Annotated in this window: 20 protein-coding genes; 11 read left to right on the top strand and 9 right to left on the bottom strand. The window is 58.5% G+C overall.

Annotated elements, in window-relative coordinates:
• Positions 1–19 precede the first annotated feature (19 nt).
• Entirely contained in the window at positions 20–2,608 is a 2,589-nt protein-coding gene (locus tag ICA15_RS06260) for a glycosyltransferase (protein ID WP_210553896.1), read from the bottom strand.
• A 214-nt stretch (positions 2,609–2,822) separates the two neighbouring features.
• On the opposite strand from ICA15_RS06260, the gene tcdA reads away from it, so the two are divergent.
• Entirely contained in the window at positions 2,823–3,644 is an 822-nt protein-coding gene (tcdA, locus tag ICA15_RS06255) for a tRNA cyclic N6-threonylcarbamoyladenosine(37) synthase TcdA (RefSeq protein ID WP_150604718.1), read from the top strand.
• A 149-nt stretch (positions 3,645–3,793) separates the two neighbouring features.
• Here tcdA and ICA15_RS06250 read toward each other — a convergent pair whose 3' ends face one another.
• From ICA15_RS06250 to ICA15_RS06235, 4 genes are all read right to left on the bottom strand, one after another.
• Complete coding sequence (locus ICA15_RS06250) at positions 3,794–4,198, bottom strand: SufE family protein (protein ID WP_210553895.1); 405 nt, start codon at positions 4,196–4,198, stop codon at positions 3,794–3,796.
• Complete coding sequence (locus ICA15_RS06245; protein WP_210553894.1) at positions 4,195–5,400, bottom strand: aminotransferase class V-fold PLP-dependent enzyme; 1,206 nt, start codon at positions 5,398–5,400, stop codon at positions 4,195–4,197. The genes ICA15_RS06250 and ICA15_RS06245 overlap by 4 nt, the downstream gene beginning before the upstream one ends.
• A 131-nt stretch (positions 5,401–5,531) precedes the next feature.
• Positions 5,532–6,566: a 2,3,4,5-tetrahydropyridine-2,6-dicarboxylate N-succinyltransferase gene (gene dapD, locus ICA15_RS06240; protein ID WP_210553893.1), complete on the bottom strand. Its 1,035-nt coding sequence runs from the start codon at positions 6,564–6,566 to the stop codon at positions 5,532–5,534.
• Positions 6,567–6,597: 31 nt separating this feature from the next.
• Positions 6,598–6,960, bottom strand: coding sequence for an ArsC family reductase (locus ICA15_RS06235; protein WP_042557868.1), 363 nt, complete (start codon positions 6,958–6,960; stop codon positions 6,598–6,600).
• Positions 6,961–7,248: 288 nt separating this feature from the next.
• Between ICA15_RS06235 and ICA15_RS06230 the strand changes: the two genes are divergently transcribed.
• Positions 7,249–8,880 (top strand): Na+/H+ antiporter, encoded by a 1,632-nt coding sequence (locus tag ICA15_RS06230; RefSeq protein ID WP_210553892.1) that lies wholly within the window; start codon positions 7,249–7,251, stop codon positions 8,878–8,880.
• On the opposite strand, the gene ICA15_RS06225 is transcribed toward ICA15_RS06230, so the two are convergent.
• From ICA15_RS06225 to map, 4 genes are all read right to left on the bottom strand, one after another.
• Positions 8,873–9,574 carry a M12 family metallopeptidase gene (locus ICA15_RS06225; RefSeq protein ID WP_150618108.1) on the bottom strand — a complete coding sequence of 234 codons (702 nt, stop codon included), beginning with the start codon at positions 9,572–9,574 and terminating at the stop codon, positions 8,873–8,875. The two genes, ICA15_RS06230 and ICA15_RS06225, sit on opposite strands and share 8 nt — an antisense overlap.
• A 255-nt stretch (positions 9,575–9,829) precedes the next feature.
• Positions 9,830–11,029, bottom strand: a complete 1,200-nt coding sequence (gene dapC / locus ICA15_RS06220; protein WP_210553891.1) for a succinyldiaminopimelate transaminase — start codon at positions 11,027–11,029, stop codon at positions 9,830–9,832.
• 224 nt (positions 11,030–11,253) lie between these two features.
• Positions 11,254–13,956: a [protein-PII] uridylyltransferase gene (locus ICA15_RS06215; protein WP_150618106.1), complete on the bottom strand. Its 2,703-nt coding sequence runs from the start codon at positions 13,954–13,956 to the stop codon at positions 11,254–11,256.
• 40 nt (positions 13,957–13,996) lie between these two features.
• The gene (gene map / locus ICA15_RS06210) at positions 13,997–14,779 is read right to left on the bottom strand and encodes a type I methionyl aminopeptidase (RefSeq protein WP_042557873.1); all 783 of its coding nucleotides are present in this window, start codon (positions 14,777–14,779) and stop codon (positions 13,997–13,999) included.
• A gap of 373 nt (positions 14,780–15,152) precedes the next feature.
• Here map and rpsB point away from each other — a divergent pair, with 373 nt between their 5' ends.
• The 9 genes from rpsB (at position 15,153) to bamA (ending at position 25,090) form a co-directional block, all read left to right on the top strand.
• Positions 15,153–15,893 (top strand): 30S ribosomal protein S2, encoded by a 741-nt coding sequence (rpsB, locus tag ICA15_RS06205; RefSeq protein WP_042557874.1) that lies wholly within the window; start codon positions 15,153–15,155, stop codon positions 15,891–15,893.
• 192 nt (positions 15,894–16,085) lie between these two features.
• Entirely contained in the window at positions 16,086–16,949 is an 864-nt protein-coding gene (gene tsf / locus ICA15_RS06200) for a translation elongation factor Ts (protein ID WP_042557875.1), read from the top strand.
• Between the two features lie 208 nt (positions 16,950–17,157).
• Positions 17,158–17,901 (top strand): UMP kinase, encoded by a 744-nt coding sequence (gene pyrH, locus ICA15_RS06195; RefSeq protein WP_003222124.1) that lies wholly within the window; start codon positions 17,158–17,160, stop codon positions 17,899–17,901.
• The gene (frr, locus tag ICA15_RS06190; protein ID WP_042557876.1) at positions 17,898–18,455 is read left to right on the top strand and encodes a ribosome recycling factor; all 558 of its coding nucleotides are present in this window, start codon (positions 17,898–17,900) and stop codon (positions 18,453–18,455) included. The genes pyrH and frr overlap by 4 nt, the downstream gene beginning before the upstream one ends.
• 14 nt (positions 18,456–18,469) lie before the next feature.
• A complete protein-coding gene (gene uppS / locus ICA15_RS06185) occupies positions 18,470–19,225 on the top strand; it encodes a polyprenyl diphosphate synthase (RefSeq protein ID WP_042557877.1) in 756 nt (251 codons plus the stop codon).
• Entirely contained in the window at positions 19,225–20,031 is an 807-nt protein-coding gene (locus ICA15_RS06180) for a phosphatidate cytidylyltransferase (protein WP_210553890.1), read from the top strand. The genes uppS and ICA15_RS06180 overlap by 1 nt, the downstream gene beginning before the upstream one ends.
• Positions 20,028–21,218 carry a 1-deoxy-D-xylulose-5-phosphate reductoisomerase gene (ispC, locus tag ICA15_RS06175; protein WP_210553889.1) on the top strand — a complete coding sequence of 397 codons (1,191 nt, stop codon included), beginning with the start codon at positions 20,028–20,030 and terminating at the stop codon, positions 21,216–21,218. Before ICA15_RS06180 ends, ispC begins: the two co-directional genes overlap by 4 nt.
• Positions 21,219–21,272: 54 nt before the next feature.
• A complete protein-coding gene (gene rseP, locus ICA15_RS06170) occupies positions 21,273–22,625 on the top strand; it encodes a sigma E protease regulator RseP (protein ID WP_150604709.1) in 1,353 nt (450 codons plus the stop codon).
• 74 nt (positions 22,626–22,699) lie between these two features.
• Positions 22,700–25,090, top strand: a complete 2,391-nt coding sequence (gene bamA, locus ICA15_RS06165) for an outer membrane protein assembly factor BamA (protein ID WP_150604708.1) — start codon at positions 22,700–22,702, stop codon at positions 25,088–25,090.
• Positions 25,091–25,097: the final 7 nt, after the last annotated feature.

The raw sequence follows: 25,097 nt of genomic DNA, 5'->3' as shown, positions 1-25,097 counted from the left end.
GACGTTATCCAATAACCGATTACGCGGTTGCCGGCTCAGGCGCCGCCGCAGGTTTTGGCAGCGACGACAGGAACGCCATGATCAACGCCGCCAGATACGGCAGCGACTGCACCAGCAACATGACCACCCAGAAGCGCATGTCGTTGCTCGGCATGCCGTTGACCAGATAGATCCCCAGCGCTGCGCCCCACAACAGCAGCATGATGAACAGCTCTTCGCGCGCTTCGGAGATCGCCACCCAGAAACCGTGGTTGTCAGCGTTTTTCGGCGTGCGGAAGAACGGAATGCTGCTGGTGAAGAAACCGTACAGCACCGCTTTGGCAATGGTGTGCGACAACGCCAGCCCGGCCAGTGCCGCGCAGAACGCATCTTTCAGGTTCACGCCAACGGCGCGACGGTACAGGAAGATGATCTTGCCGACCTTGAACACGAACAGCGCCAACGGCGGGATCGCGAAAATCAGCAGCGGCGGATCGACCCGCTGCGGCACGATGATCATCGCCGCCGACCACAACAGCGCGCCGACGGTGAAGAAGATGTTCATGCCGTCCGCGACCCATGGCAACCAGCCCGCGAGGAAGTGGTAGCGCTGGCCGCGAGTCAATTCGGTGTCCTTGCCGCGCAGCAGGCTGCCGGTGTGACGCTTGATGATCTGAATCGCACCGTAGGCCCAGCGGAAGCGCTGCTTCTTGAAGTCGATAAACGTATCCGGCATCAGGCCCTTGCCGTAGCTGTCGTGGTAATACGCCGCCGACAGGCCTTTTTCGAATACACGCAGACCGAGTTCGGCATCCTCGCAGATACACCAGTCAGCCCAGCCCAATTCTTCCAGAACCGAACGGCGAGTCATGGTCATGGTGCCGTGCTGGATGATCGCGTCGCGGTCGTTACGGGTGACCATGCCGATATGGAAGAAGCCCTTGTATTCGGCGTAGCAGAGCTTCTTGAAGGTGCTTTCGTTCTGGTCGCGGTAATCCTGCGGCGACTGCACCACGGCGATTTTCGGGTCGGCGAAGTGCGGCACCATGTGCTTGAGCCAGTTCGGCGACACGCAGTAGTCCGAATCGATGACCGCGATCACTTCGGCATCCTTGGCGGTGTGCGGAAGCAGGTAGTTCAGCGCGCCGCCCTTGAAGCCGGCCAATGGCGAAACATGGAAGAACTTGAAGCGCGGGCCGAGGGTTTCGCAGTAGTCGCGCACCGGCTCCCACACCGCCGGGTCCTTGGTGTTGTTGTCGATGATCAGGACTTCATAGTCCGGGTAATCGAGGGCGGCCAAGGCGTCGAGGGTCTGTTTGACCATCTCCGGCGGCTCGTTGTAGCACGGCACATGGATCGACACTTTCGGCCGGTAGTCCGAATCACCCACCACCGGCAGGAATTCGCGTCGACGTTTGTGAATCCACACCGCTTCAGCCAGTTCATGGGCCTCGGTGAGTAACACGATGAACACCCCGAACGCACCGAGCGCCAGCAGGAAACCCACCGTCAGACTGAACCACGTGCTGTATTGCAGGCTGTAGTCGTAACCGATCCACACCAGCACCGACCCGCAAAGGAAGGCGATAAAGGTCAGGAACACGCGTCCGCGCTGACGCAGCGCCGAGCCGTCGATCATCAGCAACGTCAGCGACAACAGCGCCAGCACCACCGAACCGACTGCCAGCACGCGCCATTGCGGGATCGCGACCACCGGGCCTTCGAAATTGAATTTCTGCTGACGCGCGGCGTTGAACACGCCCCAATACGCGCCGACCGAACCTTCATCGCTGGCCTTCCACGGCTGGTCGAACGCTTCGATCACGAAGTAGTTGAAGCCCTGACGGTTGAGTTTGTTCACCAGCGTACGCAGGTAGATCGCCTGATCCGCCGGCGACGCATCAGCGCCACCGCGCATGCGGCCGTTGCTTGGCCAGCCGATTTCGGACAGCAACAACGGTTTTTTCGGGAACATCTTTTTCAGGTCGCGGGCGCGGTCGAAGACGAACTGGCCGGCCTTGTCGACCGGGATGAATTCCCAGTACGGCAGAACGTGAGCGGCGATCAGGTCAACGTGCTTGGCCAGCTCCGGGTGTTCTTCCCAGACGTGCCACTGTTCGGACGTGGTGACGGGTACTTTCACCGCAGCGCGCACCCGGTCGAGCAGTACGCTGAGTTGTTCAGCGGTGATTTCCTTACGGAAGATTGCCTCGTTACCGACCACCACGCGAACCACACTGCGCGACGTGTTGGCCAGTTCGATGGCACGAGTGATTTCGCGCTCGTTGCGCTCCTGATCGGGGCTGATCCAGATCCCCAGGGTCACGCGCAGACCGAACTCTTCAGCCAGTTTTGGAATGTCTTGCAGGGAACCGTCGACCGAGTAGATACGGATGTTATCCGTCAACTTGCTCATGATCTCGAGGTCGCGGCGCATCTCGTCGTCAGACGGATACTGATCCTTCTGTGGGTACTGTCCCTGCTGGAACGGCGAATAAGAGAAACCGGAGATCTGTTCCGGCCAATTGGGCGCGGAGACCGGGCGATTGATCAGCGCCCAGAAACCAGTGAACAGGGCGGCGATTGCCAGAACCACCACCAGGTTGAGACCAAATTTACGCGATGACATAGCTGTTTCGGGTTCCAAAGGCTGTGGAACGAAGGATCGGTAGGCTGTACCCCACAGGGGCGCGCATCCTACACCGACAGTTCGCCGGTCGTACATCAGACAGGGAAATGGCTCACATTGGGCAAGCCTCTTTGACTTAAGTTCTTACACTTGTAGATCGAAGGTTAAAACTTGTCGCTGCGTAGCCCTATAATGCGCGCCGGTTTTTGGGGTAATGGTCATGAGTACAGAAGATCCGCGGTTTGCAGGCATCGCCCGTTTGTATGGCATCGAAGGCATGGAGCGCTTGCGCGCGGCCCACGTGGCGATCGTCGGCGTCGGTGGCGTCGGTTCCTGGGCGGCGGAAGCCATTGCCCGTTGTGGCGTCGGCGAGATTTCGCTGTTCGACCTCGACGACGTCTGTGTCAGCAATGCCAACCGCCAGTTGCACGCGCTGGACAGCACCGTCGGCAAACCCAAGGTCGAGGTGATGGCCGAGCGTCTGCGCGGGATCAACCCGGACTGCACGGTGCACGCCGTGGCGGATTTCGTCACCCGCGAGACCATGGCCGAATACATCACGCCGAATATCGACTGCGTGATCGACTGCATCGACGCGGTCAACGCCAAAGCTGCGCTGATCGCCTGGTGCAAGCGCCGCAAGATTCAGATCATCACCACCGGTGGCGCGGGTGGGCAGATTGATCCGACGCTGATTCAGGTCTGCGATCTCAACCGCACGTTCAACGATCCGCTGGCCTCGAAAGTGCGCTCGACATTGCGCCGCGATTACGGCTTCTCGCGCACCGTGACCCGCCATTACAGCGTGCCGTGCGTGTTCTCCACCGAGCAGCTGCGCTATCCGAAACCGGATGGCAGCATTTGTTTGCAGAAGAGTTTTGTCGGCGACGGCGTAAAGCTCGACTGCGCGGGCGGGTTTGGCGCGGTGATGATGGTCACGGCGACGTTCGGCATGGTTGCGGCGACCAAGGCTGTGGACAAGATTGTGGCGGGTGTTCGGCGCCCGGCAGAGCGGGTCAAACCTGAAGTGCAGTGAAAGCAGTTTTTGTGGCGAGGGGATTTATCCCCGATGGGGGGCGAAGCCGCCCCAAAGCCTATGGATGCGGTGTGACTATGAAAAAATGGGGCCGCTTCGCGACCCATCGGGGATAAATCCCCTCGCCACAGGGGAGTTCCACTACAGGATTAACCTGCGAGCTCATTCATTCGCTGAAGCACAGCATTCAGGCCATTGCTGCGCGACGGTGACAACTGTCGCGACAGCCCCAACTGACTGAACCAGTCCGGTAAATCCACTTGCTGCAACTCATTAGCAGTCAGGCCATTGACCCGCAACAGCAGCAACGCCACCAACCCACGAATCATCCGCGCATCGCTACTCGCGGCGAACTGCCAGTGGCCATCCTGTAACGCACCGACCAGCCACACCTGGCTTTCACAGCCGTGCACGCGGTTGGCGTCGCACTTGTCTGCGTCATTCAACGGCGCCAGGCGATCACCAAACTGCATCAGCAATCGCGCCCGCTGTTCCCAACCTGCCGCATTCTGAAAGGTTTGCAGCGCCTCGGCAGCCTCGACCGGCAAGCTCATCGCAATAACTCCAGCGCCTGATCCAGCGCTTCAAAGAAGCGTTCCAGATCCTCCGAATCGTTGTACAGCGCCAGCGACACCCGAATCGCCCCAGCCAGCTCAAAGCTTTTCAGTAACGGCATCGCGCAATGGTGCCCGGCGCGCACGGCAATGCCTTGCTCGGTCAGCAGGTGCGCCAGATCCGCGTTGTGCACGCCTTCAACGACAAAACTGGCCAGCGCCAGTTGCGGTTTGCCCAGCAGGCGAACGCCGTTACGTGCCGCGAGGCCACGCAACAGATAGTCATGCAATGCCGCTTCGTGCGCCGACACCGCGTCCTGATCAAGACCTGCCAGATAGTCGAGGGTCGCGCCGAGGCCGATTACGCTGGCAATCGGCGGCGTGCCCGCCTCGAAACCCAGTGGAGCAGGGCGGAAACGTGCGTCGTGATAGTTGGCTTCCAGGACCATTTCGCCACCGAACTGCCACGGTTTCAGCTGTTCAAGCGCAGTGTTGCGCCCAAATAGCACGCCGAGGCCATCGGGGCCGTACAGCTTGTGGCTGGAAAACACATAAAAGTCGCAACCCAGTGCCTGCACGTCATGCCGACCGTGAACCACACCTTGCGCGCCGTCGACCACGGTCAGCGCGTTGTGCGCCTTGGCCATGCCCAGCAGCGCCGGCAATGGTTGCCAGGCGCCGAGCACGTTGGACAACTGACTGACCGCCAGCAGGCGCGTGCGCGGGCCGATCAGGTGCACAGCGGCGGCGAGGTCGATCAAACCGTCGACATCCAGTGGCAGGATCACCAGTTTCAGTTGACGACGTTGTGCCAGTTGCTGCCACGGCAGCAGGTTGGCGTGATGCTCCAGGGCGCTGATGACAATTTCATCGCCCGGCTGGAAAAGATGTTCCAGGCCATAAGCCAGGAGATTCAGCGCGCTGGTGGCGCCGTGGGTAAAGATGATCTGCCCGCTGTCACTAGCATTCAGCCATTGCCCGACTTTCAGCCGACTGTCTTCAAATGCCTGCGTGGCATGGGCGCCGGGCAAGTGTTGTGCACGGTGCACATTGGCCGCGCCGTTGGCGTAGTAATGCGCCAGCGCGTCGAGCAGGGCTTGAGGTTTTTGCGTGGTGGCGGCGTTGTCCAGATAGGTCTGGTCTTGCCGTTGCAGAGCGGCGATGGCCGGAAAATCGGCACGCCAGGGGGAGGCAATCATCACAGTTTTTAGCCCTGGTGAAGAGGGGCGGGATGTACGCCAGACCCTGTAGGAGTGAGCCTGCTCGCGGTGGCGTCTGTGAGGGCGCTAAAAGCATCGCGAGCAGGCTCACACCTACAATGATCGTCTAACGCTTAGTTGTGAGCGTGCAGCGCTTCGTTCAGCTCGATCGCCGATTTGTGGGTTTTGCATTCCACGGCACCGGTTTCCGAATTGCGACGGAACAGCAGGTCGGTCTGGCCGGCCAGTTCACGCGCCTTCACAACTTTAACCAGATTGTTGTGCTCATCCAGCAGCGCGACTTTGGTGCCGGCGGTCACGTACAGGCCCGACTCGACGGTGTTGCGGTCGCCCAACGGAATACCGATACCGGCGTTGGCGCCGATCAGGCAGCCTTCGCCAACCTTGATCACGATGTTGCCGCCGCCCGACAGGGTGCCCATGGTCGAGCAACCGCCGCCCAGGTCCGAACCCTTGCCGACGAAGACGCCAGCCGACACGCGGCCTTCGATCATGCCCGGGCCTTCGGTGCCGGCGTTGAAGTTGATGAAACCTTCGTGCATCACGGTGGTGCCTTCGCCCACGTAAGCGCCCAGACGCAGACGCGCGGCGTCAGCGATACGCACGCCGGCCGGTACGACGTAGTCGGTCATTTTCGGGAACTTGTCCACCGAGAACACTTCCAGCAGCTCGCCACGCAGACGCGCTTCGAGTTGCATTTCGGCCAGTTCGCTCAGGTCGACAGCGCCTTGGCTGGTCCACGCTACGTTCGGCAGCAGCGGGAAGATCCCGGCCAGGCTCACGCCGTGCGGCTTGACCAGACGGTGGGACAACAGGTGCAGCTTCAGGTACGCCTCAGGCGTGGAAGTCAGTTGCGCGTCTTCGGCCAGCAAAGTGGCGACCAGCGGCTTGTGGCTCTCGGCCAGACGGGTCAGCAGTTTGCCCTGAATCGCGTCGATGCCTTTGACCGCTTCAGCCAGTTGCGCAGCCTGTGCGGTGGTGAAGGTGATGGCCTGATTGCCTTCGGTGTAACCGAGGATCGGTGCAACAGCAGCGACCAGTTCGGCCGAAGGATTAAGCAGTGGCTGCGCGTAAAACACTTCGAGCCAGGCGCCCTGGCGGTTTTGCGTGCCGACACCGAAGGCGATGCTGAACAGAGAGTTGGACATGTGAATACCTCTACAAAGAGTGACGGGCTGCTTACTTCAGAGCGGCCGCGTAGATATCTGGCTTGAAGCCAATCAGGGTTCGGTCACCGAGATCGAGCACCGGGCGCTTGATCATCGAGGGTTGGGCGAGCATCAGTTCGATGGCTTTTGCTTGGTCGAGATCGGCTTTACGTTCGTCGTCGAGTTTGCGAAAGGTCGTGCCTGCGCGGTTCAACACCGTTTGCCAGCCGTGCTCGTCACACCATTGGGTCAGGTGTTCGCGGTCGATACCGGCGGTCTTGTAATCGTGAAAGTCATAGGCGACAGCGTGTTCATCAAGCCAGGTGCGCGCCTTTTTCATGGTGTCGCAGGCTTTGATGCCGAAAAGGTGCAACGTTTTACTTGAAACGGTCAAGGAATTGCCCCCTTTACAGGTGCTGGAAAAAAATGGTGTCGGATTATGCCATGACCAAACGGTTTCGCGGCGCCGAGGTTTATCTGCCACCACAAAACCCTGTAGGAGCTGTCGAGTGAAACGAGGCTGCGATCTTTTGATTCTGTTTTTAAACATCAAAAGATCGCAGCGTGGCGCAGCTCCTACACGGGGATCAGTGTCGGCGTGCGACATAGGTGCAACGGTCAGGCGCAGCCTAAACGGCTAATATGGCAGTTCAACGCTGTCGATTGTCCGAGATTCTGATTTATGCAAACCGCTTACACCGTCCTGATCCTGCTGATGCTCGTCAGCGTCTCGCGTCTGGTCGGACGGGTCATCCCGCTGCCGCTGCCTCTTGTGCAAATTGCCGCTGGCGCCTTGCTGGCCTGGCCGACCCTCGGTTTGCACGTGGCGCTGGATCCCGAACTATTCCTGTTTCTGTTCCTGCCGCCGCTGCTGTTCTCCGACGGTTGGCGCATGCCCAAACGCGAACTCTGGCACCTGCGTGGCCCGATCCTGACATTGGCCGTCGGGCTGGTGCTGTTTACGGTGGTTGGAGCCGGGTACTTCATTCATTGGTTATTGCCGACAATTCCGCTGCCGGTGGCATTCGCGTTGGCTGCCGTGTTGTCGCCAACGGACGCGGTGGCTGTTTCGGCGATTTCGCAAAATCGCCTGCCGACGCCGCTGATGCACATGCTTCAGGGCGAAGCACTGATGAACGATGCGTCGGGTCTGGTGACGTTCAAGTTTGCTTTGGCCGCTGCGGTGACGGGCGTGTTCTCGCTGGCCACCGCCAGTTTGACATTCGTATTGGTGGCGGTCGGCGGCCTGGCCGTCGGTGTGGCGCTGAGTTGGCTGGTCGGGCGTTTGCGGTCGTGGATGATCACTCGCGGGTGGGATGATCCCGCGACCCACGTCGTCTTCATGTTGCTGCTGCCGTTTGCGGCTTATGTGTTGGCCGAACGCCTTGGCGCCTCGGGCATTCTCTCCGCGGTGGCGGCGGGGATGATGCAGAGCTGGCTCGACCTGCTGCCGCGCCAGACCAGCACTCGACTGCTCAATCGCAGCGTCTGGTCGCTGCTGGAGTTTGCCTTTAACGGTCTGATCTTCCTGCTTCTGGGCCTGCAACTGCCCGACATCATCAAGGCCGTGGTCAGCCATGAATCGACACTCTGGCCGACGCTGTTTTACCGCTGCCTCGACGTGGTGGCGATATTCCTCGCGCTGGTGGTGCTGCGGTTCATCTGGGTGCAGAGCATTTGGCGCCTGTCGGTGTTGTTGCGGCGTCTGCGCGGCAAAGGTGCTCTGACGCAAGTGCCAACTGCGCGATCCTGCTGGCTGCTGACCGTCGGCGGCGTTCGCGGTGCGGTGACGCTGGCGGGTGTGATGTCGGTGCCGATGCTGATGGGAGCGGATGCGTTCCCCGAGCGTGATCTGCTGATCTTCATCGCCGCCGGGGTGATTTTGCTGTCGCTGATCTCGGCGTGTATTGCGCTGCCACTGTTGCTGCGCGGCATCCAGAAGAGCCCGGACGACAAGCGCCGGCAGGAAGTTCGTGATGCCTGGCGCAAGACCGCCGAGGCGGCCATTCACTCGCTGGAAACCGAAGAGCTTGCCCCGCAGGACGCCGCGCAGGCAGCACTGGCGGCGGAACTCAAGGCGCGCATCATGTCCGAGTACCGCCATCAGCTCGATGTTTTCAACGACTCCGCCGAAGCCCAGGCGCTGGCATTCCAGATGGATCTGCTGGAGCGCCGTTTACGTCTCAAGGCGCTGCGCGCGCAACGCCTGGAGTTGTATAGCCTCAGCCGACAACATCAGATTGGTGATGATGTGCTCAGGGAAGTGCTGGGGGAGCTCGACCTGAGTGAGGCCAACCTCGGACAAGTCAAATAGACAGGTCACCGTAATCGATAGGTGGATAAATCGCTCTGGCGAAGGCCTTGTCGCCTTCGCTGAGCGTCTGGTTGATCCCTGTTTCCCAATTGTTTCGAGTCATGAAACTGGCGATCTGGTAATGCATGATCGAATCTTTATCGTAGGTGCCATAAATAATCATCCATTCGTTGATATAAAACAGATTGCGATCAACGTCCTTGTTACTCCATCCATGGCTCTCGGTGAAATACTTGTAGATCGCGGGTTTGTTCCATTGAATATTGGCTTCGGGATGCAAGTGGGCATGCTGGAAACCTAATGCATGGCCAAACTCATGAAGCATTGTTCGATCAAAGTCTGAATCGTCCGGCTTGACAGCGATTTTCAGAGTCGCTGTTTTTTTATCCGCGCGGAGTGCGTCGGTACCAACCATTGACTCGCTTTGTTTACTGCCGACTGCAATGCGAATGTCACCTTCGCCATCATCCACGAGTTCTATCGCAAGGCTGATAAAAGGCTCCCATTGCCGAATGACACGCTCTATACGATATCTGAGTTCATTGGGCACCTCTGGCATAAACGATATTTTCAGGGTGCTGGCGTTTTCCCATAACTTGCTGGATGCCACTGAGCGTTTGGGCCGTCCTTCGGATATCGCGGCGGTATTCTGTTCCTGAGTCGATGGCGTCGTTAATTGTTTTACATAGTGCATGATCAACATCCGTGTTGGGTCTGAGTGTTTGCGGCAGTGTGGCAGGGCAATGAAGTTAATGTATTTGAAAGGTATCAGGGGGCGGATGTTGTAACTTTATGCTGTGAACATTCGTTTTGACTGGATTTGTGGCGGTGGGGTGTTTGAAGGGAGTCGTGATGTATTGGCAGGCAAGTTATAGGCGTGTTCGTCGTAGGTGGCTGTAGCACGCTGGATCAATGTCCGCGCCAGGTTGCCTGGCGCGGACCTTCATGCTTACTGTTGACGAGTAATAAAGGCGCGAATCCGTTCGGCGGCTTCAACACACTCCGCCAAAGGCGCTACCAGCGCCATTCGAACGCGGCCGGCGCCCGGATTGACGCCATCGACATCGCGCGACAGATACGAGCCCGGCACTACGGTCACATGTTCTTCGGCAAACAGATCCCGGCAGAACGCCGCGTCGTCACCTTTCACGTTTGGCCACAAATAAAAGCTGCCATCTGGACGCTGCACATCCATCACCGGACTGAGGATTTCCAGTACCGCGTCGAACTTCTCGCGGTACAAGGTGCGGTTGGCGCGTACATGCTCTTCGTCATTCCACGCGGCAACGCTGGCCAGTTGGGTCTGAACCGGCATCGCGCAGCCGTGATAGGTGCGATACAGCAGGAAGCCCTTGAGGATCTCGGCATCGCCGGCGACGAAGCCGGAACGCAAGCCGGGCAGGTTCGAGCGCTTGGACAGGCTATGGAACACCACGCAACGTTTGAAATCCTTGCGACCCAGTTCCACGCACGCGCTGAGCAGGCCTGGCGGCGGGGTCTGCTCGTCGAAGTACAGTTCGCTGTAGCACTCGTCGGCGGCGATCACGAAGTCGTGTTCATCCGCCAGGGCGATGAGTTTTTTCAGGGTGTCGACCGGAATCAGCGCACCGGTCGGGTTGCCCGGCGAGCACAGGAACAGAATCTGGCAACGCTTCCAGATGTCCGCTGAAACAGCGTCGAAATCCGGATTGAAACCGTTATCGTCCAGGCACGGCAGGTAATGCGGTTTGGCGCCGGCCAGGAACGCCGCGCCTTCGTAGATCTGATAGAACGGGTTCGGGCTGACTACAAGCGCGTCGTCGCCACGGTTGACCACGGTCTGGGTGAAGGCGAACAACGCTTCACGGGTGCCATTGACCGGTAGCACGTTGCGCGCCGGGTCGATCCAGCCGCTCGGGACGCCGAAGCGGCGTTCGCACCAGCCGGCGATGGCTTCGCGCAGGGCCGGGATGCCGAGCGTGGTTGGATACACCGCCATCTGATCCAGGCTGTTGGCCAGCGTTTCGGCGACGAAGCCTGGCGAACGGTGTTTCGGCTCACCGATGGACAGCGCGATCGGGCGCTTGTCCGGGTTCGGGGTCACGGTGCCGAGCAGGGCGCGGAGCTTCTCGAACGGGTAGGGCTGGAGCTGGTTCAGAGCGTTGTTCATGCGGGCCTCGTTCAATGTGGGGAGAGGTCTGTAATTAGAGATCTGTGGTGAGGGGATCTATCCCCGATCGGCTGCGCAGCAGTCGCAAATCATTGAATGCGGAGTACTTGGTACACCGTGATGGCTGATTTGGGGACGCTTCGCGACCCATCGGGGATAAATCCCCTCGCCACAGAAAAACCGTCACATACGTCTGTGTCCACCGGGGAAATGGTTAATTCAAATCAAATACTGATACGCGAAAGATTGATATCGGGTTCGTGGCTGACGCTCAACTGCTCGACAATCGCATCCTGCAAACGGCTGCACAGCAGCGGATCGGACAAAGGCTGATTTTTCGCATCAGTAATAAAGAACACGTCCTCCACTCGTTCGCCCAATGTTGCAATCTTGGCGTTTTGCAGCGACAGGTCGAACTCCAGAAAGATTCCGCCGATTCGCGCCAGCAGACCCGGTCGGTCAGGTGCGGTCAATTCCAGCACGGTGACCGGGCGTTGCGCGTCGTTGTGGATAGTGACCTGCGGCGCGAACGCGAAATGCTTGAGCTGGCGCGGCACCCGGCGCTGAATGATCGTCGGGTAGTCGTCCGGATTGCGCAGGGCGTCGGTCAAACCGTCGCGGATCTGCTTGATCCGCACAGGGTTGTCGCCGATGGATTCGCCATCGTTGTCGAGCACGATGTAGGTGTCGAGGGTGAACTGGCTGCTCGAGGTGATAACCCGGGCGTCGTGAATGTTCAGGTTGAGCTGATCCATTGCCGCCACGGTCACCGCGAAGAAGTCGTGCTGATCCGGTGCATAAATGAAGATTTGTGTGCCGCCCTCGAACTCGCGCTGGGTGGTTTCCTTGATCAACACCAACGGCCCGCCATCGACGGGTTGCTGGAGGATCGCATCGCTGTGCCAGGCCACGTCGCCGGCGGTGTGGCGCAGAAAATAGTCGTCGCCCAGTTGCGCCCACAATTGTTCGACGTCGTCCGGATCGGTGCCGCCGCGCACGAGGATGTCGAGTGCCGCGCTTTGGGTCTGACGGATCTGCTCTTCGCGATCCACTGGGTTCTCCAGACCGCGACGCAATGCCCGCTTGGTTTCGGTGTAGAGCTGGCGCAACAGACTGGCGCGCCACGAGTTCCACAGCGTCGGGTTGGTCGCATTGATGTCGGCCACGGTCAGCACGTACAGATAGTCGAGACGGGTTTCATCGCCGACCGCCTGCGCGAAATCGTGGATTACCTGCGGGTCGGACAAATCCTTGCGCTGAGCGGTGGTCGACATCACCAGGTGGTTCTGCACCAGCCAGACGATCAGGCGGCTATCCCACACCGGCAACTGATGGCGCTGGCAGAACGCCTCGGCATCGATCGCGCCGATCTCCGAGTGATCGCCATGACGGCCCTTGCCGATGTCGTGATACAGGCCGGCGAGATAAATCAGCTCGGGTTTCGGCAGCTTGGCCATGAGCTTGCTGGCCAACGGGAATTTTTCCGACACCTGGGTGTACTGAAGCTTACGCAGGTGTTTGATCAGGTTCAGCGTGTGCGCATCGACCGTATAAATGTGGAACAGGTCGTGCTGCATCTGCCCGACGATAAAACCGAACTCCGGCAGGTAGCGCCCGAGAATGCCGTAACGGTTCATCCGTCGCAGATTGCGATGGATGCCGATCTTGCATTTGAACAGCTCGATAAACAGGCTGGTGTTGCGGATGTCGTTGCGGAAATCGTCGTCGATCAGGTGACGATGCTCGCGCAGCAGGCGGATGGTGTCGGCGCGCACGCCTTTGATTTCCGGCTGCTGGGCCATCAGCACGAATATCTCGAGCATGGCGAACGGGGTGCGGCGGAACACATTGTCGTTGCGCGCTTCGATGTAGCCGTCATGTAGCTGGAAACGCGAATTGATCGGTTGCGGCGGCGCTTCGTCTTCCGGCGCGAGGATGACTTCCTCGAAGTGCTGGATGATCAGGTCGCTGAGCTGGGCGATGCTCATGACCACCCGGTAATACTGCTGCATGAAGTTTTCGATGCTGTGCTTGGCGTCATCGCCTTCGAACCCCAGCAGCGTCGCAATCGAACGCTGATGATCGAACAGCAGACGGTCTTCGGAGCGTCCGGCGAGCATGTGCAGGGCGTAGCGCACCTTCCAGAGAAATTCCTGAGAGGACGCGAGCAACGCGTTTTCGCTCTCCACCAGAAAACCTTCGCCAGCGAGTGCACGTAAATTCAGCGTGCCGTACTGACGACGGGCGACCCACAGAATCGTCTGAATATCCCGTAGTCCACCGGGCGAGCCTTTGACGTTGGGTTCCAGGTTGTATTCGGTATCGTTGTACTTGTGGTGACGAGCCTTCTGCTCGGCGCGTTTGGCCAGGAAAAATTCCTTGGCCGGCCACATGTGCGCAGTGCTGGTGACGTCGAGCATGCGTTGGCGCAAACGTTCGGGGCCGCTGATGGTGCGGCTTTCCATGAGGTTGGTGACCACGGTAAGGTCGGCGCGCGCCTCTTGCGCGCACTCGTCCACCGAGCGAACGCTCTGACCGACTTCCAGGCCGATGTCCCACAGCAAGGTGAGAAAACGCTCGATGGAATCGCGGAAAACTTCGTGATCGGCGCTGTCCAGCAGGATCAGCAAATCGATGTCGGAATAGGGGTGCAATTCACCTCGGCCGTAGCCGCCGACTGCGACCAGCGCGATGTCCGCGTCTTCGCTCCAGTTGAACTGCTCCCAGGCCTTTTGCAGGATATTGTCGACGAACCAGGCACGGTCCTCGATCAGCCGCCGAATATCACGACCACTGCGAAAACGTGCGTCGAGCACGTCGCGGGCCTGGCGAATCGCCTTCTTGAAGGCGGCGATGGGGCTCGCTTTCAGGGCCAGCTCAGCCTGGAACTGGCCACGGTCGAAGAGTTCGGGATCCACCTGCGGCATCGATTGGCTTTCCTTCTATAAGGCTGGGAGCGTTTTTGGATCAGGCCGAGATGCGTGGGATGGTGTCATCGGCACGCAGGGTGAAGATCTCGTAGCCGGTGTCGGTGACCAACAGGGTGTGTTCCCACTGGGCCGAGAGCTTGCGGTCCTTGGTGATCGCGGTCCAGCCGTCGCCCAATACCTTGGTGTCGGCCTTGCCCTGATTGATCATCGGTTCGATGGTGAAGGTCATGCCGGCCTTCAGTTCCATGCCAGTACCGGCGCGGCCGTAGTGCAGGATCTGCGGCTCTTCGTGGAACACCTTGCCGATGCCGTGGCCACAGAACTCGCGAACCACCGAGAAGCCGTTCTTTTCTGCGTGCTTCTGGATGACTTCACCGATGTCGCCGAGGCGGCAGCCAGGTTTGACGATCTCGATCGCCTTGTACATGCATTCCTGGGTGATTTGCGACAGGCGCTCAGCCCATACCGGGACTTCGCCGACATGGAACATGCGGCTGGTATCGCCGTGGTAACCGTCCTTGATCACGGTGACGTCGATGTTCAGGGTGTCGCCGTTTTTCAGCGGCTTGTCGTTCGGGATGCCGTGGCAGACGACGTGGTTGATCGAGGTGCAGATCGACTTCGGATAGCCCTTGTAGTTGAGCGGGGCAGGGATGGCCTGCTGCACGTCGACGATGTAGTCGTGGCAGATCTGGTTCAGTTGATCGGTGGTAACGCCCGGTTTGACGTGTTCGGCAATCATTTCCAGCACATCGGCGGCCAGTTTGCCGGCGACACGCATGCCAGCGATGTCCTCGGGAGTTTTGAGGTTGACGGTCATACAGGCTCTCTTTGCGCTCGGCGGCGCTTGCTGATACGGATAGGGTGGCAGGTGTACATTTTGCGACCCTGAAAAACGCGATTCTAACAGACGAGAGGAGCAAATCCGCGCCTGCGTGCATCGCTTCTGTCTATACAATGGTGCCCGCGGCGCCGATTCCAAGGGGGCTGAGCCCATGTCCTTGGTGTGATTGCAGATTTCGAGTTCCGTTTCTGCCTTCCTTGTGATATAAAATGCGCCGCTTTCCGGGGATACCCCGAAAGGCTTAAATCCACACACGTGTCGACACGATGACCTGGGTGCTTTTGGCTTTATGCCACTGGTTGGTCATTGGGATACGTGGAGGCCAAACCCGACTTATTAAGGAACTATCATGTCCCAAGTCAATATGCGCGATATGCTGAAGGCCGGTGTGCACTTCGGTCACCAAACCCGTTACTGGAACCCGAAAATGGGTAAGTACATTTTCGGCGCGCGTAACAAGATTCACATCATCAACCTTGAAAAAACCCTGCCTATGTTCAACGAAGCTCTGACTTTCGTAGAGCGTCTGGCCCAGGGCAAAAACAAGATTCTGTTCGTCGGCACCAAGCGTTCCGCTGGCAAGATCGTTGCTGAAGAAGCAGCACGTTGCGGTTCGCCGTACGTCGATCACCGCTGGTTGGGCGGCATGCTGACCAACTTCAAAACCATTCGTGCTTCCATCAAGCGTCTGCGTGACCTTGAAGTTCAAGCCGAAGACGGTACTTTCGCCAAGCTGACCAAGAAAGAAGCGCTGATGCGCACTCGTGATCTTGAGAAGCTGGATCGTTCGCTGGGCGGCATCAAGGACATGGGCGGTCTGCCAGACGCACTGTTCGTGATCGACGTTGACCACGAGCGCATCGCGATCACCGAAGCCAACAAGCTGGGCATCCCGGTAATCGGCGTTGTCGATACCAACAGCAGCCCGGAAGGCGTTGACTACATCATCCCAGGCAACGATGACGCAATCCGCGCTATCCAGCTGTACATGGGTTCGATGGCTGACGCTGTTATCCGTGGTCGCAGCAATGTTGGCGGCGGCACTGTAGAGTTCGCAGCTGAAGAAGCTCCGGCAGCTGCAGCTGAGTAATTGACGCCCTGGCGTTGACTCAGTAAGCAAAAAGGGGGCTTGGCCCCCTTTTTGCCACCTCGAAAACCATTTGTTAACAGCGCAGCTACAGCATCTGTAACGTGCAGCGGCTAACAAGGGTGATTCGGGAAGAATTGAACGCCCGTTCGATCGGGTGGAATGGTTGAAAACCTATCCAAGAGGAATTTGAAAATGGCAGAGATTACTGCAGCGTTGGTTAAAGAACTGCGTGAGCGTACCGGCGAAGGCATGATGGATTGCAAAAAGGCCTTGACCAAGGCCGGCGGCGACATCGAAAAAGCCATCGACGACATGCGTGCTTCGGGCGCCATCAAGGCCGCCAAGAAAGCCGGCAACGTAGCTGCTGAAGGCGCGATCGCTCTGGTAGAAGACGGCAAGTCCGCCGTTCTGCTGGAAGTGAACTCGCAGACCGACTTCCTTGCTCTGCAAGACGACTTCAAGGCATTCGTTGCTGCCAGCGTCAAAAAAGCATTCGACGAGAAGCTGACCACTGTTGAGCCTCTGATCGAATCGCAAGAAGCTGATCGCCTGGTACTGGTCGGCAAGGTTGGCGAGAACGTCAACATCCGTCGTCTGGTTCGCGTTGAAGGTGATGTTGTTGGTGGTTACCTGCACGGCAACAAGATCGGTGTTGCAGTTGTTCTGAAAGGCGGCGACGTTGAGCTGGCCAAGGACATCGCTATGCACGTAGCGGCGACCAACCCAGAATTCCTGCTGCCATCGGAAGTTTCCGCTGAAGCGGTTGAGCGTGAGAAGGGCGTTTTCCTGAGCCTGAACGCTGACAAGATCGCTGGCAAGCCAGAAAACATCGTTGAAAACATGATCAAAGGCCGTATCAGCAAGTTCCTGGCTGAAGCGAGCCTGGTTGAGCAGGCGTTCGTCAAGAACCCTGAAATCAAAGTCGGCGACCTGGCCAAGAAAGCCGGTGCTGAAATCGTTTCCTTCACCTACTTCAAAGTAGGCGAAGGCATCGAGAAGCCGGTCGACAACTTCGCTGAAGAAGTTGCTGCCCAGCTGGCTGCCGCCAAGCAGTAAGACGGTTTTCAACTGTCGCCCGAAAGAGGCTGCCCGCTCACGCGCGCAGCCTCTTTTCAGATGGGGTAACCAATTATTTATTGGTTTCCACTTGGAACTGACTTACAAAGCCATGTTCCGATGGCGCTGAAGCAGCGCCAAGCTAGAGTGAACGCCAGCTGAAAACAGCTCGCAAAGAATTTTAAATACGCCGCAGGAGAGATTCGCAATGGCTCAGCAGGGCAGTGGTTATCAGGCTCGCTATAAACGCATTCTACTCAAGCTTAGCGGCGAGGCCCTGATGGGCTCGGAAGAGTTCGGGATCGATCCAAAAGTGCTGGATCGGATGGCGCTGGAAGTCGGCCAACTGGTCGGCATCGGCGTACAGGTCGGTCTGGTGATCGGCGGTGGCAACCTGTTCCGCGGCGAAGCCTTGAGCAAAGCCGGTATGGATCGGGTGACAGGCGACCACATGGGCATGCTGGCCACTGTGATGAACGCCCTGGCCATGCGCGACGCGCTGGAACGTGCGAATATCTCGGCAATCGTCATGTCGGCCATTTCGATGGTGGGCGTGACCGATCACTATGATCGCCGCAAAGCCATGCGTCACCTGAACTCCAAAGACGTCGTGATTTTCGCAGCCGGTACCGGCAATCCGTTCTTTACCACGGATTCGGCAGCCTGCCTGCGTGCAATCGAAATCGATGCCGATGTCGTGCTCAAGGCGACCAAGGTGGATGGCGTCTACACCGCAGATCCGTTCAAAGACCCGCATGCCGAGAAGTTCGATCATCTGACTTATGATGAAGTACTGGATCGCAAGCTGGGTGTAATGGACCTGACAGCTATTTGCCTGTGCCGCGACCACAAGATGCCGCTGCGCGTATTCAACATGAACAAGCCCGGCGCCCTGCTGAACATCGTGCATGGCGGCGCTGAAGGCACCCTGATCGAGGAAGGTCAACAATGATCAACGAAATCAAGAAAGACGCTCAAGAGCGTATGCAGAAATCCCTGGACTCTCTGGCCCATGCATTTGGTCAGATTCGTACCGGCAAGGCTCACCCAAGCATTCTGGGTAGCGTAATGGTCCCGTACTACGGCGCTGATACGTCCATTACCCAAGTGGCCAACATCACCGTTAAAGATTCGCGCACCCTGCAAGTCGTGGCTTTCGAGCGCAACATGCTTGCGGCTGTCGACAAGGCAATCCAGAGCGCTGGTCTGAACCTCAACCCGACCAACCTGGGCGAGTTGTTGCTGATCTCCATGCCTGCCCTGACCGAAGAAACCCGCAAGGGCTTCACCAAGCAGGCACGCAGTGCCGCAGAAGACGCTCGTGTTGCCGTGCGCAACATCCGTCGCGATGCGCTGGGTGATTTGAAGAAACTGGTTAAAGACAAAGAAATCAGCGAAGACGAAGAGCGTCGCGCTGCTGCCGATATCCAGAAGCTCACCGACAAGGCTGAGGCTGATATCGACGCGGCTACCAAGCAGAAAGAAGCGGATTTGATGGCCGTATAAGGGTCGAGTTTTTAATGGACAAGACCAAGCAGACTGCGCCGTCCGCGGTGCCGCGCCATGTCGCGATCATCATGGATGGCAACAATCGCTGGGCGAAAAAACGCTTTATGCCGGGTGTCGCCGGGCATAAGGCGGGCGTGGATGCGGTTCGTGCGGTAATCGAGGTGTGTGCCGAGGCCAAGGTCGAGGTGCTCACCCTGTTCGCTTTCTCCAGTGAAAACTGGCAGCGCCCGGCCGATGAGGTCAGCGCTTTGATGGACCTGTTCTTCAAGGCGCTGCGTCGTGAGGCCAAGCGCCTCAACGACAACAACATCAGCTTGCGCATCATTGGCGATCGCTCGCGCTTTCATCCGGAGCTTCAGGTCGCGATGCGCGAAGCCGAGGCCATGACCGCGGGTGCCAACCGTTTTATCCTGCAGATTGCCGCCAATTACGGCGGTCAGTGGGATATCGCACAAGCTGCACAGCGTCTTGCACGTGAAGTTCAGGCCGGGCATCTGCGTCCGGAGGACATCACTCCGGATCTGCTGCAAACCTGTCTGGCAACCGGTGATCTGCCGTTGCCGGATTTGTGCATCCGCACCGGTGGCGAGCACCGCATCAGCAACTTCCTGTTGTGGCAACTGGCTTACGCCGAGTTGTACTTCTCCGACCTATTCTGGCCGGACTTCAAACACGATGCCATGCGCAACGCGCTGGCCGATTTCGCTTCGCGCCAACGTCGCTTCGGTAAAACGAGCGAACAAGTCGAAGCTGGAGCCCGGGTTTAATGCTTAAACAACGAATCATCACCGCGCTGATCCTGCTGCCGATCGCCTTGTGCGGGTTTTTCCTGCTTGAAGGTTCCGGTTTTGCGCTGTTCATCGGGCTGGTCGTGAGCCTGGGCGCCTGGGAATGGGCGCGGCTGGCGGGCTTCACCGCACAATCGTTCCGCGTCGGTTTTGCCGCCGTCGTCGCATTGATGCTGTTCGTCATGTATGTGCTGCCCGGTCTCGCACCTTGGGTGCTCGGTGCTTCGGTGCTGTGGTGGGCGGTCGCGACGTATCTGGTGCTGACCTATCCACGTTCCAGCGAGCATTGGTCCAGTGCAGCCACCAAACTGGTGATCGGTTTGCTGATTCTGCTGCCGGCCTGGCAAGGTCTGGTACAGATCAAGCAATACCCGCTGGGTAACTGGCTGATCATGGCGGTCATGGTGTTGGTCTGGGGCGCAGATATCGGTGCCTATTTCTCTGGCCGTAAATTCGGCAAGCGCAAGTTGGCTCCTCAAGTCAGCCCCGGCAAGAGCTGGGAAGGCGTTTACGGCGGTCTGGCGCTGAGCCTGGTGATCACCGCGATTGTCGGTCTGGTGCGTGACTGGACGGTGGCCGAGTTGCTCAAGGGCCTGATTGGCGCTGCGCTGATCGTGTTTATTTCGGTTGTGGGAGACCTGACCGAAAGCATGTTCAAGCGTCAGTCCGGCATCAAGGACAGCAGTAATCTGCTGCCCGGTCACGGCGGCGTGCTTGATCGCATCGACAGCCTGACCGCGGCCATTCCGATCTTCGCCGTGTTGCTGTGGATGGCTGCGCCGTGAGTCGCCCGCAACTGATTACCGTTCTGGGCGCGACCGGCTCGATTGGTCTAAGCACCCTTGATGTGATTGCGCGTCATCCTGAGCGTTATCAGGTGTTCGCGTTGACCGGTTTTACGCGCCTCAGCGAATTGCTGGCCTTGTGCATACGTCACGCGCCGCAATTTGCCGTGGTGCCGGAAGTCACAGCAGCTCGCGGTTTGCAGGACGATTTGCGTGCAGCCGGTCTGGCGACCCGTGTGCTGGTGGGTGAGGCAGGTTTGTGTCAAGTCGCTTCTGCGCCGGAAGTCGATGCGGTCATGGCGGCGATTGTGGGTGCCGCTGGCCTACGTCCGACGCTGGCTGCTGTCGAAGCAGGCAAGAAGATTCTCCTGGCTAATAAAGAGGCGCTGGTAATGTCCGGCGCCTTGTTCATGCAGGCCGTACGCAAGAGCGGTTCGGTGCTACTGCCGATCGACAGCGAACACAATGCGATTTTCCAGTGCATGCCACAGGATTTCGCCACCGGATTAAGCAAGGTCGGTGTCCGTCGGATTTTACTCACAGCCTCTGGTGGACCGTTCCGGCAGACGCCCATGAGTGAATTGGCACATGTTTCGCCTGAGCAGGCGTGTGCGCATCCGAACTGGTCGATGGGCCGCAAGATCTCCGTGGATTCGGCCAGCATGATGAACAAAGGTCTTGAGTTGATCGAGGCCTGCTGGTTGTTTGATGCAAAACCGGCGCAGGTCGAGGTGGTCATTCATCCGCAAAGCGTGATTCACTCGCTGGTCGATTATGTCGACGGTTCGGTCCTGGCGCAGTTGGGCAATCCTGACATGCGCACGCCGATCGCCAGCGCGCTGGCCTGGCCGGAGCGTATCGACTCCGGCGTCGCGCCGCTGGATCTGTTTGCGATTGCGCGTCTGGACTTCGAGGCGCCGGATGAAGAGCGCTTCCCGTGCCTGCGTCTGGCGCGGCAAGCGGCCGAGGTGGGCGACAGTGCACCGGCGATGCTCAATGCGGCCAACGAAGTAGCGGTGGCCGCGTTTCTCGACGGACGGGTTCGTTACCTGGAAATCGCGAGTATCATCGAGGACGTCTTGAGTCTTGAGCCGGTCGTAGCGCTGGATGATCTCGATGCTGTGTTCACGGCGGACGCGAAGGCCCGAGTTCTGGCCGAGCAATGGTTGGCTCGTCACGATCGATAGGTTTTGCAACACAATGGTTTCAAGCAGCACTGAACGGGATTGCGGAGAAAGTAGATGAGCGCGCTCTATATGATTGCCGGCACCCTGATCGCCTTGGGTGTGCTGGTCACCTTTCACGAATTCGGCCACTTCTGGGTCGCGCGTCGCTGTGGCGTCAAGGTTCTGCGCTTTTCCGTAGGCTTTGGCATGCCGCTGCTGCGCTGGCACGACAAGCAAGGCACCGAGTTCGTCATCGCTGCGATTCCGCTGGGTGGCTACGTCAAGATGCTCGACGAGCGCGAAGGCGAAGTGCCGGTTGATCAGCTCGATCAGTCGTTCAATCGCAAGTCCGTTCGCCAGCGTATTGCTATTGTCGCGGCCGGCCCTATCGCCAACTTTCTACTGGCCCTGGTGTTTTTCTGGGTATTGGCGATGCTCGGTAGTGAGCAGGTGCGTCCGGTTATCGGTGCGGTCGAATCCGGCAGTATCGCCGCGAAGGCCGGTTTGGGTGCAGGTCAGGAGATCGTTGCGATCGATGGCGAGCCGACTTCCGGCTGGGCTGCCGTCAATTTGCAGCTGGTTCGCCGGCTCGGCGAAAGCGGCTCGTTGCAGGTGCTGGTGCGCGAGCAGGGCTCTACGGCGGATTTGCCCCGTGAACTGACGCTGGATGAGTGGCTCAAGGGTGCTGATGAGCCGGATCCGATCCGTTCTCTGGGGATTCGTCCATGGCGTCCAGCCTTGCCGCCTGTACTTGCCGAACTTGATCCAAAAGGCCCGGCCCAGGCCGCTGGCCTGAAAACCGGTGATCGCCTGGTGTCTCTTGACGGTCAGGCGCTCAATGACTGGCAACAAGTGGTCGATACCGTTCGTACGCGTCCTGATACCAAAATCTTGCTGCGAGTCGAGCGCGATGGTGCTCAAATCGACGTCCCTGTGACCTTGGCGGCGCGCGGTGAGAGCAAGGCGCCCAGCGGTTATCTGGGTGCAGGCGTAAAAGCTATCGACTGGCCGCCGGAGATGATCCGCGAAGTCAGTTATGGGCCGTTGGCCGCGATTGGCGAGGGTGCTCGTCGCACTTGGACCATGAGCATCCTCACGCTGGATTCGCTCAAGAAAATGCTGTTCGGCGAGCTCTCGGTAAAAAACTTGAGTGGACCGATAACCATTGCTAAAGTGGCGGGCGCTTCTGCCCAGTCGGGCGTCGCTGATTTCCTGAATTTCCTTGCTTATCTGAGTATTAGCCTGGGTGTTCTGAATTTGCTGCCCATTCCTGTACTGGATGGGGGGCATTTGTTGTTTTATCTGATCGAGTGGGCGCGTGGTCGTCCCTTGTCGGATCGGGTGCAAGGTTGGGGGATACAGATCGGTATCAGTTTGGTGGTCGGGGTGATGTTGCTTGCTCTGGTCAACGATCTGGGTCGACTGTAACGCTTCGCTGAATTGCGAATCTGCCGCATTTTGCGGCAGTTTGTTTATTGCCAGTTGGAATAAGAAAGGACTTCATGAAACGTCTGCTGCTAACTGCGGTTCTCACCGTATTGATGATCGCCGAAGTTCACGCCGAGTCCTTCACCATCTCTGATATTCGCGTCAATGGCCTCCAGCGGGTCTCCGCGGGTAGTGTCTTTGGTGCCTTGCCGTTGAACGTCGGCGAGCAGGCGGATGATCGTCGCCTGGTGGAATCCACTCGTGCGTTGTTCAAAACCGGTTTCTTTCAAGATATCCAGCTGGGCCGCGAAGGCAACGTTCTGGTGATCACGGTCGTCGAACGTCCGTCGGTTGCCAGTATCGAGATCGAGGGCAACAAGGCGATCTCCACTGAAGACTTGATGAAAGGCCTCAAGCAGTCCGGTCTGGCCGAAGGCGAGATCTTCCAGCGTGCCACCCTCGAAGGCGTGCGTAACGAACTGCAGCGCCAGTACGTCGCGCAAGGTCGCTATTCGGCTACGGTCGATACCGAAGTGGTATCCCAGCCGCGTAACCGCGTCGGCCTGAAAGTGAAGATCAACGAAGGCACCGTTGCGGCCATTCAGCACATCAACGTGGTGGGTAACACGGTTTTCCCTGAGGAAGACCTGACCGACCTGTTCGAGCTGAAGACCACCAACTGGCTGTCGTTCTTCAAGAACGATGACAAATATGCCCGTGAAAAACTATCCGGTGACCTGGAGCGTCTGCGTTCCTACTATCTGGATCGCGGCTATATCAACATGGATATCGCTTCGACCCAGGTGTCCATCACCCCGGACAAGAAGCACGTCTACATCACTGTCAACGTGACCGAAGGCGAGAAGTACACCGTTCGCGACGTCAAACTCAGCGGTGACCTCAAAGTCCCTGAAGACCAGGTCAAGTCCCTGTTGCTGGTGCAGAAAGGCCAGGTGTTCTCGCGCAAGCTGATGACTACCACCTCTGAACTGATCACCCGTCGTCTGGGTAACGAGGGTTACACCTTCGCCAACGTCAACGGCGTGCCTCAGCCGCACGATGATGACCACACTGTGGACATCCTCTTTGCCGTCGATCCGGGCAAGCGTGCCTACGTCAACCGCATCAACTTCCGTGGTAACACCAAGTCGGAAGACGAAGTGTTGCGTCGTGAAATGCGTCAGATGGAAGGTGGCTGGGCTTCGACTTACCTGATCGACCAGTCCAAGACCCGTCTTGAGCGTCTGGGCTTCTTTAAAGAAGTCAACGTCGAAACCCCGGCCGTTCCGGGGGTCGATGACCAGGTTGATGTGAACTACAGCGTTGAAGAGCAGGCTTCGGGTTCGATTACCGCCAGTGTCGGTTTCGCCCAGAGTGCCGGTCTGATCCTCGGTGGTTCGATCACCCAGAACAACTTCCTCGGTAGCGGTAACCGCGTCAGCATCGGTCTGACCCGAAGCGAATACCAGAGCCGCTACAACTTCGGCTATGTTGACCCGTACTGGACCGCCGATGGTGTGAGCCTGGGTTACAACGCGTTCTACCGCACCACTGACTACGATGAACTCGATGCCGATATCTCGAGCTACTCCGTAGACAGCCTGGGCGCCGGTGTCAACGTTGGCTACCCGATCAGCGAGACTTCGCGACTGACCTTCGGTCTGTCTGCTCAGCAAGACACGATCAATACAGGTAAATACACCGTTGACGAGATTTTTGACTTCGTCAAACAGGAAGGCGACAGCTATCTGAACTTCAAGGCGTCGGCCGGCTGGTCCGAGTCGACCCTTAACAAAGGTGTACTGCCGACCCGTGGCCGTTCCCAGAGCCTGACCCTGGAGAGCACCATTCCGGGCAGCGACCTGTCGTTCTTCAAACTTGATTACCGTGGTCAGTTGTTCCAGCCACTGAGCGAAAACTACACCATGCGTCTGCACACCGAACTCGGTTATGGCGACGGTTACGGTTCGACTGACGGCTTGCCGTTCTATGAAAACTACTATGCTGGTGGTTTCAACTCGGTTCGTGGTTTCAAGGACAGTACGCTTGGCCCGCGAAGCACGCCAAGCCGTGGCGCAGGTGTGACCGGTAACACCGGTACGCTGGCCGACCCGGATCAGGATCCGCTGCCGTTCGGCGGTAACGTGTTGATCCAGGGTGGTGTCGAACTGCTGTTCCCGCTGCCGTTTGTCAAAGATCAGCGTTCCCTGCGTACTTCGGTATTCTGGGATGTGGGTAACGTATTTGACTCCAAGTGCGAGAAGACTACCAACGCTACCGTCGGTTCGACTTCCTCCACTCAGTGCAACGACATCAGCCTGAGCAACATGGCAAGTTCCGTCGGTGTAGGCGTGACTTGGGTTACCGCGCTGGGTCCTCTGAGCTTCGCGTTGGCCATGCCGATCAAGAAACCGGATGACGCTGAAACTCAAGTGTTCCAATTCTCCCTCGGCCAGACGTTCTAAGCGTCTG

Origin of the sequence: Pseudomonas sp. P116 (genome assembly GCF_020149425.1) — a bacterium.
In the GTDB taxonomy this organism is placed as follows: domain Bacteria; phylum Pseudomonadota; class Gammaproteobacteria; order Pseudomonadales; family Pseudomonadaceae; genus Aquipseudomonas; species Aquipseudomonas anatoliensis.
This window is presented reverse-complemented; position numbering and strand designations above follow the sequence as displayed.